This is a genomic window from Cupriavidus sp. 01T418, assembly GCF_056398885.1.
In genome coordinates, this window is record NZ_JBFTQG010000018.1 from 34,550 (window position 1) to 49,959 (window position 15,410).

Sequence of the window (15,410 nt, forward strand, 5' to 3'; positions counted from 1 at the left end):
GACGGCCGGCCAGGCGCCTCGCTATTGCTATTGCCGGCAAAGAAATCCCACCAAGGCCGCGGCGCTGGCCGAAAGGTGCTCGCGCGAATGGAACACCACCAGTAGTTGCCGCGTGGCCCACGCGTCCGCCAGGGGCCGCGCGGCCACGTCAAGCGTGTTCAGGTAAAGCTCACCCACCTGGCGCGGCACGATGGCAATGCCCAGCCCGACATGCACCATACGGCACAGCGCATCCAGGCTGGCCACCCGGATCTTGATCCTCAACGCCGTGTTCAGGCGCGCGGCCTGGTCCGACAACAACCGGCTCAGGGCGCTTTCATCCCGCAGCGCAACAAAGGTCTCGCCCACCAGTTCGGCAAATCGGACCGTGTGCGCCGACGCCAGTGGATGGCCGCCCGGCACCAGTACGCATAGCTGGTCTTCACGGTAAGGCAGCGAGACGAACTGCTCCACACCCTGGATCGCGTTGCAGATGCCGAAATCCGCACTGCGCTCGCCCACCATGCGCAGCACCTCGGGACTGTGCTGCTCCTCCAGTTCGATGCTCACATCGGGATACACGCGCCCAAAGGCGGCCAGGTCCTCCGGCAGGAACTGCACGATGGCGCCAAGGTTGCACACCAGCCGCACGTTGCCGCGCGCGCCGGATGTGAAGCGCGACAGGTCCGCACCGAGCGCCTCGATGTTGCCGATGATGGCCTGCGCATGGCGCAGCACCGTTTCGCCTACCGGCGTCACGGTGATGCCGCGCGGATGACGCCCGATCACCGGCAGGCCGATCAGCGCCTCGATCTCGGCAATGCGGCGGCTGACAGCGGACGGCGCAATGAATTCGCGCTCGGCCGCGCGGGCGATGTTCTGTTCCTGGCAAACGGCAACGAACAGCCGCAGGGAGGTCAGGTCGAGTTTTCTGAGCAGGTTGTCCATGGGGGAATGCTACAACGATGGGCTGGGTTGCAGCCATGGCAAGCGGCTTCCTCACGTGTTTGTGCCTTGCACCATCGCTGCGACAACGTCCCCCGACAAGCGTGGAATCCGCGCCCCGGCGTGCACTTCCGCGCCTAGAATAAACCCAGCCGTTGCCCCACCGTTCATCAGCCCAGTCTTGCGTAGTAATCCGCGCCGGTGCCGCACATCGTGCCCGCGCCCCCATGCACGGAGACCTTGATTGCCGCTGCCCCTCGCCTTCCGGTTCTCCCTGTCTCTTCCGCCCGGCTGCCCTGGCCGGACGCGTCTGGCCGTGTATCGCACCGGAGCGCCACTGCGGCATCAACGCATTCCCAAGGAAACGCCATGGCCAACTTCAGCCCAACGCGCCGCACTTTCCTGAAAGCCAGCGTCGTGGCCGGGGTGTCGGTGTATATCGCACCGATCGGCGGCAAGGCCTTCGCGGCCTTGTTCGAAGAGAAATTCCTGACCCCGGTCCAGTGGGACCCCAGGACCGGCGCCCCCAGATTCCGCATCGACGGCATCGCCAAGGTCACCGGCGACAAGGTCTTCGCGCGGGATATCCGCTCGCGCGACATGCCGCACTGGCCCAAGGAACAGTCGCACGCCTTTATCCTGCGCACCACCAGGGCGGACCGCAGCTATGCGGGCTTCGACCTGGCGCTGCTGGGCGACGACCTCAAGCCCGATCGCGTGGTGACCGCCGCCGACCTGGCCCGCGACGGCCTGGCCTTTCCCGCCTTCTACGGCGAGGATATGCTGCTGCCGGAAGGCAAGACGCCGGCCTATCTCGGCCACGCCGTGGCAATCCTGATCTATCACGACTTCGCCCGTTTCCGCTTTGCCAAGGACAAGCTCAAGTTCCGCGACGAGATCATCCGCTACGGCGCCGAAACCGGCCCGCTGGAACGCGATCCCTGGGGGACCTTCCGCTTCGTGCGGGTGGGCGGCGACACGCCGTTCGACGACGATGTGTTCTCCAGCCTGAAAAACGCGCCGCTGTTCCCCAGCATGATGCGCAAGCACGAACCGGTCTGGCCCGATGGCACGGATCACGGCCAGCTTGGCGAGCAGGGCATGTTCCACGCCGGCCAGATCCGCCAGCAACTGGACCAGCCGCCGGCGGACTGGCTGGTGCTGGAGCGCGAGTACAACACGCAGTCCATCGACACCGCCGCGCTGGAACCGGATAACGCCAACTGCTGGTACGACGCCGAGGCCCAGGCGCTGCATATGGTGGTGCCGACCCAGTCGCCCGTCGAAGTCGGCGAAAGCACGGCGGAGATGCTGGCCAAGGCCAAGGGCGTGTTCCCGGTGGAGCAGGTGTTCGTCCACCCTTGCTACACCGTGGGCTACGGCTCCAAGGATCATTACAACTTCCCCTTCTACGGTCTGGTGACGGCGCTGTACGCCGACGGCAAGCCGGTGCGCCTGGCCAACGACCGCTACGAGCAGTTCCAGACTGCGATCAAGCGGCACGCCTTCAAGATGCGCTACCGCATCGCGGTGGACAAGACCACCGGCCTGTTCCAGTCCTTCCAGGGCGATTTCGAGGCCAACGGCGGCGGCCGCGCCAACTTCTCGCCCTCGGTGGCGATGGTGGGCGCCACCGCCGCGCAGTCGATCTATTACTTCCCGAAGAACGACCTGACCGCCGTGGCCATCGCCTCGCGCGCCATCGACGCGGGCTCGGCGCGCGGCTATGGCACGCTGCAGAGCATGGCGGCGACCGAGATGATGGTCGATGAGTTCGCCGAGCAGCTCAAGCTGGACCCGATCGCGTTCCGCCTGAAGAACGCGCTGCGCTCGGGCATGAAGAACACGCAGGGCGCGATTCCCGCCGGCGCCATCCGCGTGGATGAGGTGCTGGAGGCGGCCAGGGTGCATCCGCTGTGGATCGATCGCGCGAAGAAGAAGGCCGACTTCGAGGCGAGCAATCCCGGCCGGCGCTACGGCGTGGGCTTCGCCTGCGTGCAGAAGGATTTCGGCACCGGCGCGGAAGCCTCGTTCGCCAAGGTGGAGATGCGCGCGGACGGCACTATCGCCCTGCACCACTGCGGCGCCGAGATCGGCACCGGCATGTCGACCTCGCAGGCGGTGGCCGTGAAGCGCTGGCTGGGCAAGCCGGCCACCGAGGTGCGCGTGGCGATCACCGACTGGCCCGACCTTCCCGTCACTGCCACCGGCAATCCGTACCTGATGAGCCAGGCCGAGCAGGACAACCTGTCGGCAAACCCGCGCTGGTCGCCCTCCTACGCCTCGCCATCGAGCGCGACCAACTCGGCCTACTACTTCACCCACAGCACGCGCGAGGCCGCGCGCGTGATCTTCATGCATGGGCTGTGGCCGGCTGCCATCGCGATCTGGAGCCAGGGCCTCGGCGGCGGCCAGGCGGCCTCGCTGGTAGTGCGGGTGGAGGATGCGCGCTGGGTGGAGGGCAAGCTCACCGCCGGCGGCCTGCAAGCCCTGCCCTATGAGCAACTGGCGAAGAAGGCGCACGAGCTCGGCCTGGTCACGGGCGCGACGGTGCACGTGTTCAATCGCTGGCAATGGACCGAGGCCGACTTCGAAGTGGATGGCAGCGCTGCCCGGCTGCCCATCGACGGGCTCTCGGTGCGCTATGGCGACGGCGCCGATGCCGCGCGCAAGGCCCGCATGACCACCAACGGCGGCTACCAGGTGCTGGACCGCAAGAAGGTCTATATCGCGCCAACCCAGCGCAACAACGCCACCGTGACCTACTACAGCGCGGTGGGCACGCTGGTGGAATTGTCGGTGCACGAAGCCAGCGGCAAGGTCGAGATCCTCAGCCACCACTCCATCATGGAATGCGGCTCGCAGCTGTCTCCGGAACTGGTTTCCGGGCAACTCCAGGGCGGCATCGCCATGGGCATCGGCCACGCGCTGCACGAGTTCCTGCCGCTCTACGAGGATGGCCCCGGCAACGGCACGTGGAACTTCAACCGCTACCAGCTGCCGCGCGCCAGCGATGTGGCGGTGTGGTCGCAGACCGGGATCGTGTTGCCGCCCGTATCCGAAACCGATCCGCCCAAGGGCATCGCCGAAGTGGTGATGATTCCGGTGGTGGGCGCCATCGTCAACGCCATCGCGCATGCCATCGGCCATCGCTTTACCACCCTGCCGGTCAGCGCCGAAAAGATTCAGGAGATCCTGGCATGAGCATCGCCACCCAACCGCTTTCCCTGAACGTCAACGGCAAGGACGTTGGCCCCATCGAGGTGCCGGAAGGCCTGATGATGATCGACTTCCTGCACGAATATCTCGCGCTCACCGGCTCGCGCCTGGGCTGCGGCCAGGGTATCTGCCACGCCTGCGTGGTGATCCACGACAAGGCCGACGGTACCAGCGAGGAAGTCCGCGCCTGCATCACCGGCGCGCACTACTTCCAGGGCAAGAAGGTGCGCACGGTGGAAGGCCACGCCAGGCGCAACGACAAGGGCGAGGTAGTGGAGCTCTCGCCCGTGCAGCAGAAGTTCCTGGAGCACTTCAGCTTCCAGTGCGGCTACTGTACGCCGGGCTTTGTCAACGGCGCGACCATCCTGGTGGAGCGCCTGAAGCGCCAGCCGGTGCCCCGGGGCAAGGTGGACGAAACCATCATCGCGGCACTCGACGACCATATCTGCCGCTGCACAGGCTATGTGCGCTACTTCGAAGCCGTCAAGGACGTGGTGGTCAACACCCCGGGCCTGGTAAAGGAAGACAAGTGATGACCACCAGGTCCACCAGGTCCACTACGTCCTTGCGCCAGGCCGGACGCCTCCGACACGCGCGCGCCACGCTGGCGGTCCTGGCCGCCCTGGGCGCCGCCCTGCCGGCCGGCTGCGGCGACCGCGCCGCCCCGATCGACACCGCCGCCGACCAGCAGCCCGCGAGCAAGCTGTCGCCCGCCGAACAGGTCGCGCGCGGGCGCTACCTGGTGCGCGCCGCGGATTGCGCCGCCTGCCACACCAGCGCCCAGGGCGCGCCGTTTGCCGGCGGGGTCGAACTGGCCTCGCCGTTCGGCACCTTCTACGGCACCAATATCACGCCGGACAAGGAGCACGGCATCGGCCAGTGGAGCGCCGACGATTTCTACAAGGCGCTGCATGACGGGATTGCGCCGGACAAGCATCTCTATCCGGCCATGCCTTACACCTCGTATCGCGGCCTGTCGCGCGGCGATGCCGACGCGATGTATGCCTACCTGATGCAGATCAGGCCGGCCGCGGTGGCCAACCGGCCGCACGACCTCAGCTTCCCGTACAACATGCGCGCCGCGCTGGTCGGCTGGAACCTGCTGTTCCTGAAAGACCGGTTGCCCGATGCATCCACCGGGCAGACGCCCGCCTGGCAGCGCGGGCGCTACCTGTCGAACGCCTTGGGCCATTGTGCCGAGTGCCATACGCCGCGCGCCATGTTCGGCCGGCTGGATTCGGCCCGGCCCCTGGCCGGCGCCGCGCTGGGCCGCGTCGGCGCGCCGGATATCACGCCGGGCGGCATGGCCGCGCGCGGCTGGACGGGCGCCGGCCTGCAGACCTTCTTCGCCACCGGCATGGCGCCGCAGGGCTCGGCTTACGGCGAGATGTTCCCGGTGGTCCATCTGAGCAGCCAGTACCTGAACAAGGCCGACCTCGCCGCGATGTCGGCCTACCTGCTGGGCGACCAGCCGCCGCAGCCCCAACCGCTGAAGGCCGTCAGCGCGGATGTGGCCCGGCTCAAACCCGGCCGCCAGCACTACCTGGCCGTTTGCGCCGGCTGCCATGGCCGCGAGGGCGAGGGCAAGCCGCATGTGGCGGTGGCGATGCTGGGCAACTCCACCGTGCGCAACGTCGATCCGCATAACCTGATCGTGTCGATGCTGGACGGCATCGAGGCGCAGAAATTCCCGGGGCTGGAGAGCATGCAGGATATGCCGGGCTTTGCCTCGCGCATGAGCGATGCGGAACTGGCCGACCTGGCGAACTACTTGCGGGCCAGCTATGGCGGGCAGCGGGCGGATGTGAGCGCGGACAGGGTGAAGGCGCTGCGGGCGGAGGCGGGCAAGGGGCCTTGAGGGGCGGCGGGCCGTTCTGCCCGCGTTCGTCTGCCCTTATACTTCGGCATGGCCTACGATCTCACCGACAAACTCGTCATCGGCATCTCGTCGCGAGCGCTATTCGACCTTGAACACGAGAACGGCATCTATCAATCCGATGGCGTAGCCGCCTATTGCGCTTACCAGCGCGCGCATGAGGACGAGCCCCTGCTGCCGGGCACGGCCTTCCCGCTGGTGCAGGCGCTGCTTGGCCTCAATCACCTGATTCCCGGCCGCAGGCTGGTGGAAGTGGTGGTGATCTCGCGCAATTCGCCGGACACCGGACTGCGCGCATTCAACGCCATCGAGAGCCACCGGCTGGACATTACCCGCGCGGCCTTCACGGGCGGCGAGCCGATCGCGCCCTACCTGAAGGCCTTCAAGGTCGACCTGTTCCTCTCGCGCGACGCCTCCGACGTGCAGGCTGCCATCGACGGCGGCGTGGCCGCCGCCCAGCTTTATGCCGCGCCCGCCGACTTCCATGCGCCTGCCGGCCAGATCCGCATCGCCTTCGACGGCGACGCCGTGCTGTTCTCGCCCGAGTCCGAGCGGATCTTCAAGCAAAAAGGGCTGGAAGCCTTCACCCGGCATGAGCAGAAGCACCGCCACAAGGCCATGGCCGAAGGGCCGTTCGCCAAGCTGCTGCTGCGGCTGGCCGAGATCCAGTCGCATTTCCAGCCTGGGCCGTGTCCGGTGCGCATCGCCATCGTGACTGCGCGCAACAGCCCGGCGCACACGCGGGTGGTGCATACCCTGCGCGCGTGGAGTGTCAGTATCGACGAGGCCTTCTTCCTGGGCGGGCTGCCCAAGGACCAGGTGCTGCAGGCCTTTGGCGCGCACATGTTCTTCGATGACCAGGAGGGGCATGTGGAGCTGGCTTCGGCGGTGGTGCCGTCGGGGCGTGTGCCCTACAAGGGCGGTGAGCTGGGCGGGGGCAAGGGACGGACGGCTGCGCGCAAGCGGGGCGGGAAGGCGGCGGCGCGCACGGATGCCGTTGCCGGCCCGTCCGGCGCATCCCCTGCTGACTCCGCTTGCGCAACCGCCGAATGAAGACGATCGCGCTCTACCTCATTACCGCCTGCGCGGAAATCCTGGGCTGCTACCTGCCTTACCTGTGGCTGCGCCAGGGTGCCGGCGCCTGGGTGCTGATCCCCGGCGCGCTGGCGCTGGCGATGTTTGCCTGGCTGCTGTCGCTGCATCCGGATGCGTCCGGGCGGGTCTACGCGGCTTACGGCGGGATCTATATTGCGGTGGCGATCGCGTGGCTGTGGCTGGTGGATGGGGTGCGGCCCAGCCATTGGGATCTGGCCGGGGTGGCGGTGGCGATCACGGGCATGGCGGTGATCGTGTTCCAGCCGCGATGAGAGCGCGCAGGAACACGCAGGCATGAACAGTGGCGGGGCTGCTGGCGGCGCCTCGCTATAATGTGGCACGAAACGCTGAAGCGGCGCGTTTGCGTGCCGAATACGGCACCACGCTGCGTGTCCGCCCCCAATTCAGAGGCCCCTCACCATCGCTCCCGGCGGAGTCCGTATTGCTCTGCCGGGCTCACTTTCGCCCCATCCACATGATGAACTTGATTCAAGCGTTCGTTCACGTCGAGCATCTGCCCGCCAGGGAACGCCTGTTAGTCGGCCGCCCCGACGAGATGCGCACCCGCTGGTCCTCCGGTCACATTGACGATATGGACCTGGTGCAAGACCTTGAATCTGGTGTTGTTCAGGCCGTCGAGGAATTCCGCGCCGGCAATGGCAATCTGAGAGTGCTCATCCAGAGGAATGGAGAGGCCATCGAACATATAGTGGGCATGGGCGTCGACGCCATCGACGCCATCGCGGACGCGCTTGCGATTGCCGCTCAAGACCGGGCGCGCCGCGCCCCGCGTTAAGCGGCGCGGCGCGGCGCATCCGGGCCGGCGCTCACCATTGCTGCCGCGCGCCAGCCCATCGGACACTCCCTCCGGGATCTCTCAGGCAGCCACCCGAGCGGCCTCACCGCGATACTGCGCCAGCAGTGCAGCGCGCCGCGCCGCCGCCTTCTCCATATTCGCTTCCTTGACATGCCCGAAGCCGCGGATGTCGTCGGGCAGGCTGGCCAGCGCCACCGCCGTATCCAGGCGATCCGCGCTCAGCGTGGCGCTGAACTCCTGCACCATGGCGATGTAATCCTCGATCAGCCTGCGTTCCGCGCGCCGCTCGGCGGTCTTGCCGAACACGTCGAAGGCGGTGCCGCGCAGGCCCTTGGCCCGCGCCAGCAAGCGGAAGGCCGTCAGCATGGCCGGGCCGAATCGCCGCTTGACCAGATGGCCATGCGAGTCCCGCTTTGCCAGCAACGGCGGCGCCAGGTGGAAGCTGAGCTGGTAGTCGCGGCCGGGTTCGCCTTCGAACTGCGCGCGCAGCTTGTCGAGGAAGGCGGGGTCGGCATACAGGCGGGCGACCTCGTACTCGTCCTTGTAGGCCATCAGCCTGGCCAGGTTGCGCGCCACGGCTTCGGCCAGCGGCAGGCGGGCGTCGGCGCCCACGCGCTTCTCGGCAGCGCGCATGCTGTCGACCACGGCGCGGTACCTGGCGGCGTATGCCGGGTTCTGGTAGGCCGTGAGCAGGGCTTCGCGCTGGCGGATCACGCCATCGAGCGTTTCCGGCATGGCCACCACCTGGGCGCGCGGTGCCGGTTGCAATTGCGCGCGCAGTGCTGCCTCGCCATGGTGCGCCAGATAGCGGCCCCAGTCGAAGGCCAGCAGGTTCTTCTCGACCGACACGCCGTTCAGTTCGATGGCCCGCACCAGGCTGTCGCGCTGCAGCGGCACCCAGCCCTTTTGCCAGGCGAAGCCCAGCAGCAGCGGGTTGGAGTAGATCGAATCGGCCAGCAGCTTGACTGCCCACGCATTGGCGTCGATGAAGGCGCAGGCCTCGCCTACGCTGGCGCGCAGGTCCTGCTCGGCCGAAGCGCCCGGGAATTTCCAGTTCGGGTTCTTGATGAAGTCGGCGGTCGGCGTGCTGGCGCTGTTGATGGCAGCCGCCGTCACATCGATGCGGGTCTTGGACAGGACCTCCGGCGAGGCGGATACGATCGCATCGCAGCCGATCACCAGCCGCGCTTCGCCGGTCGCGATGCGCGTGGCATGCAGGGCTGCGGGAGTCGGCGCGATCTGCACATGGCTGATCACCGCACCGCCCTTTTGCGCCAGGCCGGCCATGTCGAGCACGGTCACGCCCTTTTGCTCCAGGTGCGCGGCCATGCCGAGCAAGCCGCCAATGGTGACCACGCCAGTGCCGCCGACGCCCGTTACCAGTACGCCATAGGGCCGATCCAGCGCGGGTAGCACCGGTTGCGGCAGCGCGCCGAAATCGGCGCCCGCGCCCTTGCCGCCGGCCGCGGCGGGCTTGCGCACCTGCGCGCCTTGCGCCGTGACAAAGCTCGGGCAAAAGCCGTTGACGCAGGAGAAGTCCTTGTTGCACGAGGATTGGTTGATCTTGCGCTTGGTGCCCAGCGGGGTTTCCAGCGGCTCCACCGACAGGCAGTTGGACTTGACCGAGCAGTCGCCGCAACCTTCGCAGACCGCGTCGTTGATAAAGGCGCGCCTGGCCGGATCGGCCATGGTGCCGCGCTTGCGGCGGCGGCGTTTCTCGGTGGCGCAGGTCTGGTCGTAGATCAGGATGGTGACGCCGGCGGTATCGCGCAACTGGACCTGGATGTCGTCAAGCTGGTCGCGGTGATGCACCGTGACGCCGCCGGGCAGCATGCCGCCATCGCCGTACTTCTCCGGCTCGTCGGTCACCACCACGATCTTGCTGGCGCCTTCGGCCAGCACCTGGTGCGCAATCTGCGGCACGGTCAGCACGCCGTCCACGGGCTGGCCGCCGGTCATCGCCACGGCGTCGTTGAACAGGATCTTGTAGGTGATGCAGGCCTTGGACGCGATGGCCGCACGGATCGCCAGCAGCCCCGAGTGGAAGTACGTGCCATCGCCAAGGTTGACGAACACATGCTTCTCGCCGGTGAAATGCATCTGTCCGGTCCACGCCACGCCCTCGCCGCCCATCTGGCTGAAGGTGTCGGTATTGCGGTCCATCCACATCGCCATATAGTGGCAGCCGATGCCGGCCAGCGCGCGCGAGCCTGCGGGCACGCGCGTCGAGGTGTTATGCGGGCAGCCCGAGCAGAACCAGGGCTTGCGCTCCACCGAGATGCGCGGGCGCGCGGCTTCGCGCTCCTTGGCCTCGATCAGCGCGACGCGCGCGGCGATGCGCTCGCGCACGTCGGATGGCAGGTCGCTCTTTTCCAGCCGGGTGGCGATGGCCTTGGCGATCAGCGCCGGCGACAGCTCGTAGTGCGCGGGCAGCAGCCAGTTGCCGCGCGGCAGCGACCATTCGCCGCCGTGGTTGCCGCGTTCGTCGAACTTGCCGTAGACCTTGGGGCGCACGTCGTCACGCCAGTTGTAGAGCTCTTCCTTGAGCGCGTATTCGAGGATCTGGCGCTTTTCTTCCACCACCAGGATCTCTTCCAGGCCGGTGGCGAAGTCGCGCGCGTCGTGCGCGTCCAGCGGCCATACGCAGCCCACCTTGAATACGCGGATGCCGATGCGGCGGCAGGTGTCATCGTCCAGGCCGAGGTCCGACAGCGCCTGGCGCACATCGAGATAGGCCTTGCCGGCGGTCATGATGCCGAAGCGCGCGTTGGGCGAGTCCAGCACCACGCGGTTGAGCTTGTTGGCGCGGACATAGGCCAGCGCCGCATACCATTTGTGGTCGAGCAGGCGAGCTTCCTGCGCCAGCGGCGGGTCGGGCCAGCGGATATTGAGGCCACCGTCGGGCATGGCGAAGTCCTCCGGCAGCACGATCCTGACGCGTTCGGGATCGACCTCGACCGAGGCGGTGGATTCCACCACGTCGGTCACGCATTTCATCGACACCCACAGGCCGGAGTAGCGGCTCATGGCCCAGCCATGCAGGCCGTAGTCGAGATATTCCTGCACATTGGACGGATACAGCACCGGGATGCCGGAGGCCAGCAGCACGTGCTCGGACTGGTGCGCCACCGAGGACGACTTGGCGGCATGATCGTCGCCGGCCAGCACCAGCACGCCGCCATGCTTCGACGAGCCGGCCGAGTTCGCATGCTTGAGCACGTCGATGGAGCGGTCCACCCCCGGGCCCTTGCCGTACCACATCGAGAACACGCCGTCGCGGGTGGCATCCGGGAACAGGTTGACCTGCTGGGTACCCCACACGGCGGTGGCCGCCAGGTCCTCGTTGACCCCGGGCTGGAACACCACGTCGCTGGCGGCCAGGTGCTTCTTGGCCTTCCATAGCGCCTGGTCCACCCCGCCCAGCGGGGAGCCGCGATAGCCGGAGATGAAGCCTGCGGTATTCAGCCCGGCGGCACGGTCGCGCGCCTTTTGCAGCATCGGCAGGCGCACCAGCGCCTGGGTGCCGCTCAGGTAGACGCGGCCTTTCTCAAGGGTGTACTTGTCGTCCAGGGAAACCGACGCTAGCGCATCTTGCTGGGCTTGGGATAGGGGGGCATTCATCGATGCTGTCTCCGTACGCTCTTCTGGCTGTGGTGGGCTGTGGCTGTGCTGAGTGTAGGAAGTCGCGTCGATATCGTAAAATCATGAATTCAGAGATCAGGTATCTGGAAAACGCATATCTGGAGCGCCCATGGCGAAAGAGCGGCACGGAAAGGAAGACGGCGGGCAGCGCATTGCCAAGGAAATCACCCTGCGGCAATTCCGCTACTTCGCCGCGGCGGCGGAAACCGGCCAGTTCTCGATGGCGGCCACGGCCGAGCATGTGTCGCAATCGGCTATTACCAATGCCGTGCTGATGCTGGAGCAGCAACTCGGCGTACGCCTCTTCGACCGCCTGCCGCATGGCGTGGCGTTGACGGCCGAGGGCCACCGGCTGCACCAGCGCGCCCGCCAGATCCTGGAGGCCGTGCAGGACACGTTGCGCGAACCGCGCTTCCAGGCACACAACCTGCGTGGCAAGGTCAGCCTGGCGGCCTCCTACACCGTGCTGGGCTACCTGCTGCCAGGGCTGCTGGCGCGCTTTCGCACCAACTATCCGGATGTGGACTTCGACCTGCACGATATGGACCGCCCAGGCATCGAGCAGGCCGTGCTGTCGGGCGAGATCGAGCTTGGCATCGGCCTGCTGTCCAATATCGAGAAGCTGCAGCGCTTTGCCCACCACACGCTGATCCGCTCGCGGCGGCAGCTCTGGGCATCGCCATCGCACCCCTTGCTGGCGCTGCCGCGGCTGACGCTGAAAGACATCGCGGCGCATCCCTACATCCTGCTCACGGTGGACGAAGGCGAGCGCTCCACGCTGCGCTACTGGCGCAGCAAGCGGCTGGCTCCGTCGATTGCGTTTCGCACCAGCGCGATGGAGGCGCTGCGCGGGCTGGTGGCGCACGGTTTCGGCGTGACCGTGCTGTCCGACATGGTGTACCGCCCGTGGTCGCTGGAAGGCAAGCAGATCGAGGCACGGGCGATTGCCGACGGCGTGCCGGACATGGAGGTCGGGCTGTTATGGCAGCCCGGACGCAAGCTGGAGAAGGCGGCGGACGCCATGCGCGAGTTCCTGATCCATGCCAGCGGCAGCTAGACTGAAGCTAGAGGGGCAGTGCGCAGCGCAACCGATGCGCCGCTGCGCCAAATCGCCACGCAATTACCGAGCCGCCTCCCACTCCACGTCCACCGGCTCTGTTGGGTTGTCATAGCGGACAACCGTCCCCCGCAACACGTCCAACGGATTCCGGTCAGTGCCACGGAAGCGCCGCACCTCAAGTGCCGGCCTGCCGTGATCTGTCACGATCACGCTCTCACCCGACGCCTCGACCTGCCGGAAGAACTCAAGCGCCTTCGCCTTGACTCGGTTTTCGATATTTGATTTCGCTGCACGATAGCCCCTGGTCATCAGACATAGTGATCATGCCACTGCAAATGACTATCCAAGCAAGTCATTTTCGCGAGAGTCGCAAGCGCGAGCTGCTCAAAGTTGAGGATGGACGGCTGCTTCGAGCCATCCCGGTCATTGGCACACCACTCAACGAACGACTGAAGTTCCGCCACTTCCGCCATTGGGCCGATTCTTGCGCCAGTTTCATGGCAGCACTCATTGAGGTTGCGACGCCCGAGAACGGCTGCTGAGGGGATCCACCTGCGCACGGATCGTGCCCCACGAGGCGCCTGGCTCAAGTTCGAGAGCAAGGTGGCGGCTCCAAAAAGACTGCACGAAGCCACCACCAACTGCAGGAGGAAACAAGGCGTGTTGTTATCGTTGGCTTGATGGGGCTCTCGTCAAGGACGAAATCGCCCGTAGACTGGACAAAAGCCCACGCTCAAGCCATGCCGGATAAGAACGGTCCGCTGGAATGGACGCCATATTGCACCGTTACGGTACTCCGTGCGTGCTGCCGGGTCCACGGCCAACTCTTCATAAATAGCCTCGATCACTACTCGCGCCCTCGACCTCGGTCGCATGTGACCAATGGGCGAAGGACAGCCACTGTGCAAGCAGATGCGGCTTCAAGTCGGCAGCGAATGCATCAAGCGCTTTCGATCAAGCGCAGTACCGCTTCGGCAAGGACGCCATTGCCGTCACCAAGCAGGTCGACAGCGTCGAAATGGTGGCCTCGCCTCTGTTCGACCACCTGCACGTCGAAGCCATTTGCTTCCAGTAGCGTCTGGTATTCGCGCTGGAGCCGGTGGTATTCTGGCGACTCATCGCCGCCCACAGTGAGAATCATCGGCAGCCTCACCTTCGGCAGATGAGAGACGGGGCTGTAGGCGGCGACGTCCGTCTCGGTCAGTTGCACCACCTTGTTGAGATAGCAAAGCCGGATCGGTTCGAGGTCGTACAGCCCACTGATCGCGCAACCGCCCTTGAGCAGATCAGCCGGAACGCCGAAGTTCACCCAGTTGGTGCCCGCCAGGATTGCTGTGAGATGTCCGCCAGCGGAGTGCCCCGAGACATAGATCCTGTTGGCATCGAAGCCGCCGAGTTCCCCAGCGTTGCGATAGAGCCATATCACCGCGTCGCGATTGTCGCGGACAATCTCCGACATCCCCACTTCCGGCGCCAGCCGGTAGTTGACCACCGCAACATTGATGTCGCGCTTCAGGTAAGGCGAGGCAATGTAGCTGAAGTCGGATTTGTCCAGAGACTGCCAGTATCCCCCGTGAATGAAGACCAGCAGCGGACGGCCCTTGTTGGCGGCCGGGAAAAAATCGAGCGTCTGCTTGGCGTCGGGCCCGTACGCACGACTCTCCATGACGCGGTGGGTCAGGCGGAAGTTCTCGCTGACCTTCGCCCAAGTCTGAAAGATATCCTGGAAGCCGGGAATACCCGCCCTAACGTTGTACTGCTTGTCCAGCTCTTCCTGCTTGAAGTTTCGATACACTGACATTACTTTGGCTCCAGACTGTTGGAATCGATCGGCCGATTCCTTTTGCAAGTTGCGACGCTCGTTGGCGTCCGACCAAAGATACTTGCCTGCGCCAGATCCTCGCGCGCCAGCAGATGACAGTGACTATCGCGGAGAGGCCATGTTTGGAAAGAGCGAGAACCGGGACGACTATCAGGCCATAGGCCGGCCGATCGGCGGGATGGCGCGGACCCTTGCGGACGGCTTCTATATCGACACGCACTCACATCCGCGCGGCCAACTCATCTACGCTTACGTCGGCGCCATCTCGGTATCGACCGACTATGGCTCATGGGTCGTGCCTCCCCAGCGCGCCGTCTGGGTGCCGTGCAATGTCCGGCACGCCATGCAGGCTTGCGGCGACGTCGAGATGCGCACCGTCTACATTCGCGAGGACGCCATCCCGGCGGAATTGCAGACTTGCTGCGTCGTTGCGGTGCCGCCGCTGCTCCGAGAACTGATTTCCGCCGTCGTGCGCATGCCGGTCGAGTACGAGCAGGACGGACGCGACGGCGTAGTAGTCCAGCTTCTGCTGCATGAGCTGCGGCCCCTTTCCGTGGTCCCCCTTCACTTGCCCATGCCCAAGGACAACCGGCTAAGCAAGATCTGCGCAAGGATCCTCGACGATCCTTCCGACGAAACGTCGGTACAGGAGTGGAGCCAGTTCGTCGGCGCCAGCGAGCGCACCATCATCCGTCTCTTTCCCGAAGAAACCGGACTGACCTATAGCCGGTGGAAACAGCAGGCGCGACTGATGGCTGCCGTTCGCCTCCTGGCCGAAGGATGCCACGTGACCGACATCGCACTGCAGCTCGGATACGAGAGTCCCAGCGCCTTCAGCGCCATGTTTCGCCGGGCGCTCGGGATGACGCCCACCGAGTATTTCCGGGATGCCGCAGGTGGCTAACGCCGCCCCGCAGGATGGATTGGCATCTGCGCGACAGTAACTGGCGTCGGG

General features: G+C 66.0%; 13 protein-coding genes. 9 read left to right on the forward strand and 4 right to left on the reverse strand.

The window, feature by feature from the left end:
- Nucleotides 1–27 precede the first annotated feature (27 nt).
- Nucleotides 28–927: a LysR family transcriptional regulator gene (locus tag AC1DQ3_RS18685; RefSeq protein WP_477121645.1), complete on the reverse strand. Its 900-nt coding sequence runs from the start codon at nucleotides 925–927 to the stop codon at nucleotides 28–30.
- Between the two features lie 366 nt (nucleotides 928–1,293).
- On the opposite strand from AC1DQ3_RS18685, the gene AC1DQ3_RS18690 reads away from it, so the two are divergent.
- The 6 genes from AC1DQ3_RS18690 to AC1DQ3_RS18715 all read left to right on the forward strand — a co-directional run bounded on the left by AC1DQ3_RS18690 (nucleotide 1,294) and on the right by AC1DQ3_RS18715 (nucleotide 7,910).
- Complete coding sequence (locus AC1DQ3_RS18690; RefSeq protein WP_477121646.1) at nucleotides 1,294–4,128, forward strand: xanthine dehydrogenase family protein molybdopterin-binding subunit; 2,835 nt, start codon at nucleotides 1,294–1,296, stop codon at nucleotides 4,126–4,128.
- Nucleotides 4,125–4,676, forward strand: a complete 552-nt coding sequence (locus AC1DQ3_RS18695; protein WP_477121647.1) for a (2Fe-2S)-binding protein — start codon at nucleotides 4,125–4,127, stop codon at nucleotides 4,674–4,676. The genes AC1DQ3_RS18690 and AC1DQ3_RS18695 overlap by 4 nt, the downstream gene beginning before the upstream one ends.
- Entirely contained in the window at nucleotides 4,676–6,001 is a 1,326-nt protein-coding gene (locus tag AC1DQ3_RS18700; RefSeq protein WP_477121648.1) for a c-type cytochrome, read from the forward strand. Before AC1DQ3_RS18695 ends, AC1DQ3_RS18700 begins: the two co-directional genes overlap by 1 nt.
- A 48-nt stretch (nucleotides 6,002–6,049) precedes the next feature.
- Nucleotides 6,050–7,072, forward strand: coding sequence for a 5'-nucleotidase (locus AC1DQ3_RS18705; protein WP_477121649.1), 1,023 nt, complete (start codon nucleotides 6,050–6,052; stop codon nucleotides 7,070–7,072).
- Nucleotides 7,069–7,386: a YnfA family protein gene (locus tag AC1DQ3_RS18710; protein WP_477121650.1), complete on the forward strand. Its 318-nt coding sequence runs from the start codon at nucleotides 7,069–7,071 to the stop codon at nucleotides 7,384–7,386. The genes AC1DQ3_RS18705 and AC1DQ3_RS18710 overlap by 4 nt, the downstream gene beginning before the upstream one ends.
- Before the next feature lie 203 nt (nucleotides 7,387–7,589).
- Nucleotides 7,590–7,910, forward strand: coding sequence for a hypothetical protein (locus AC1DQ3_RS18715; RefSeq protein ID WP_477121651.1), 321 nt, complete (start codon nucleotides 7,590–7,592; stop codon nucleotides 7,908–7,910).
- Nucleotides 7,911–7,991: 81 nt separating this feature from the next.
- Here AC1DQ3_RS18715 and AC1DQ3_RS18720 read toward each other — a convergent pair whose 3' ends face one another.
- Nucleotides 7,992–11,552 (reverse strand): indolepyruvate ferredoxin oxidoreductase family protein, encoded by a 3,561-nt coding sequence (locus AC1DQ3_RS18720; RefSeq protein ID WP_477121652.1) that lies wholly within the window; start codon nucleotides 11,550–11,552, stop codon nucleotides 7,992–7,994.
- A gap of 130 nt (nucleotides 11,553–11,682) precedes the next feature.
- Here AC1DQ3_RS18720 and AC1DQ3_RS18725 point away from each other — a divergent pair, with 130 nt between their 5' ends.
- Complete coding sequence (locus tag AC1DQ3_RS18725) at nucleotides 11,683–12,630, forward strand: LysR family transcriptional regulator (RefSeq protein WP_477121653.1); 948 nt, start codon at nucleotides 11,683–11,685, stop codon at nucleotides 12,628–12,630.
- 63 nt (nucleotides 12,631–12,693) lie between these two features.
- On the opposite strand, the gene AC1DQ3_RS18730 is transcribed toward AC1DQ3_RS18725, so the two are convergent.
- Nucleotides 12,694–12,942: a type II toxin-antitoxin system Phd/YefM family antitoxin gene (locus tag AC1DQ3_RS18730; RefSeq protein WP_477121654.1), complete on the reverse strand. Its 249-nt coding sequence runs from the start codon at nucleotides 12,940–12,942 to the stop codon at nucleotides 12,694–12,696.
- A gap of 26 nt (nucleotides 12,943–12,968) precedes the next feature.
- Here AC1DQ3_RS18730 and AC1DQ3_RS18735 point away from each other — a divergent pair, with 26 nt between their 5' ends.
- Entirely contained in the window at nucleotides 12,969–13,175 is a 207-nt protein-coding gene (locus AC1DQ3_RS18735) for a hypothetical protein (RefSeq protein ID WP_477121655.1), read from the forward strand.
- 398 nt (nucleotides 13,176–13,573) lie between these two features.
- Here the strand turns inward: AC1DQ3_RS18735 and AC1DQ3_RS18740 are convergent, their stop codons facing one another.
- Nucleotides 13,574–14,434 carry an alpha/beta hydrolase gene (locus AC1DQ3_RS18740; RefSeq protein ID WP_477121723.1) on the reverse strand — a complete coding sequence of 287 codons (861 nt, stop codon included), beginning with the start codon at nucleotides 14,432–14,434 and terminating at the stop codon, nucleotides 13,574–13,576.
- Nucleotides 14,435–14,573: 139 nt separating this feature from the next.
- Here AC1DQ3_RS18740 and AC1DQ3_RS18745 point away from each other — a divergent pair, with 139 nt between their 5' ends.
- On the forward strand, nucleotides 14,574–15,359 hold the full coding sequence (locus AC1DQ3_RS18745; protein WP_477121656.1) for an AraC family transcriptional regulator: 786 nt from the start codon (nucleotides 14,574–14,576) through the stop codon (nucleotides 15,357–15,359).
- Nucleotides 15,360–15,410: the final 51 nt, after the last annotated feature.

Coding starts and splice junctions, on each gene's coding strand:
- AC1DQ3_RS18730 (WP_477121654.1), bottom strand. CDS start 12,942: ATGACCAGGGGCTATCGTGCAGCGAAATCAAATATCGAAAACCGAGTC.
- AC1DQ3_RS18705 (WP_477121649.1), top strand. CDS start 6,050: ATGGCCTACGATCTCACCGACAAACTCGTCATCGGCATCTCGTCGCGA.
- AC1DQ3_RS18740 (WP_477121723.1), bottom strand. CDS start 14,434: ATGTCAGTGTATCGAAACTTCAAGCAGGAAGAGCTGGACAAGCAGTAC.
- AC1DQ3_RS18690 (WP_477121646.1), top strand. CDS start 1,294: ATGGCCAACTTCAGCCCAACGCGCCGCACTTTCCTGAAAGCCAGCGTC.
- AC1DQ3_RS18720 (WP_477121652.1), bottom strand. CDS start 11,552: ATGAATGCCCCCCTATCCCAAGCCCAGCAAGATGCGCTAGCGTCGGTT.
- AC1DQ3_RS18745 (WP_477121656.1), top strand. CDS start 14,574: ATGTTTGGAAAGAGCGAGAACCGGGACGACTATCAGGCCATAGGCCGG.
- AC1DQ3_RS18710 (WP_477121650.1), top strand. CDS start 7,069: ATGAAGACGATCGCGCTCTACCTCATTACCGCCTGCGCGGAAATCCTG.
- AC1DQ3_RS18685 (WP_477121645.1), bottom strand. CDS start 927: ATGGACAACCTGCTCAGAAAACTCGACCTGACCTCCCTGCGGCTGTTC.
- AC1DQ3_RS18735 (WP_477121655.1), top strand. CDS start 12,969: ATGACTATCCAAGCAAGTCATTTTCGCGAGAGTCGCAAGCGCGAGCTG.
- AC1DQ3_RS18700 (WP_477121648.1), top strand. CDS start 4,676: ATGACCACCAGGTCCACCAGGTCCACTACGTCCTTGCGCCAGGCCGGA.
- AC1DQ3_RS18715 (WP_477121651.1), top strand. CDS start 7,590: ATGATGAACTTGATTCAAGCGTTCGTTCACGTCGAGCATCTGCCCGCC.
- AC1DQ3_RS18725 (WP_477121653.1), top strand. CDS start 11,683: ATGGCGAAAGAGCGGCACGGAAAGGAAGACGGCGGGCAGCGCATTGCC.
- AC1DQ3_RS18695 (WP_477121647.1), top strand. CDS start 4,125: ATGAGCATCGCCACCCAACCGCTTTCCCTGAACGTCAACGGCAAGGAC.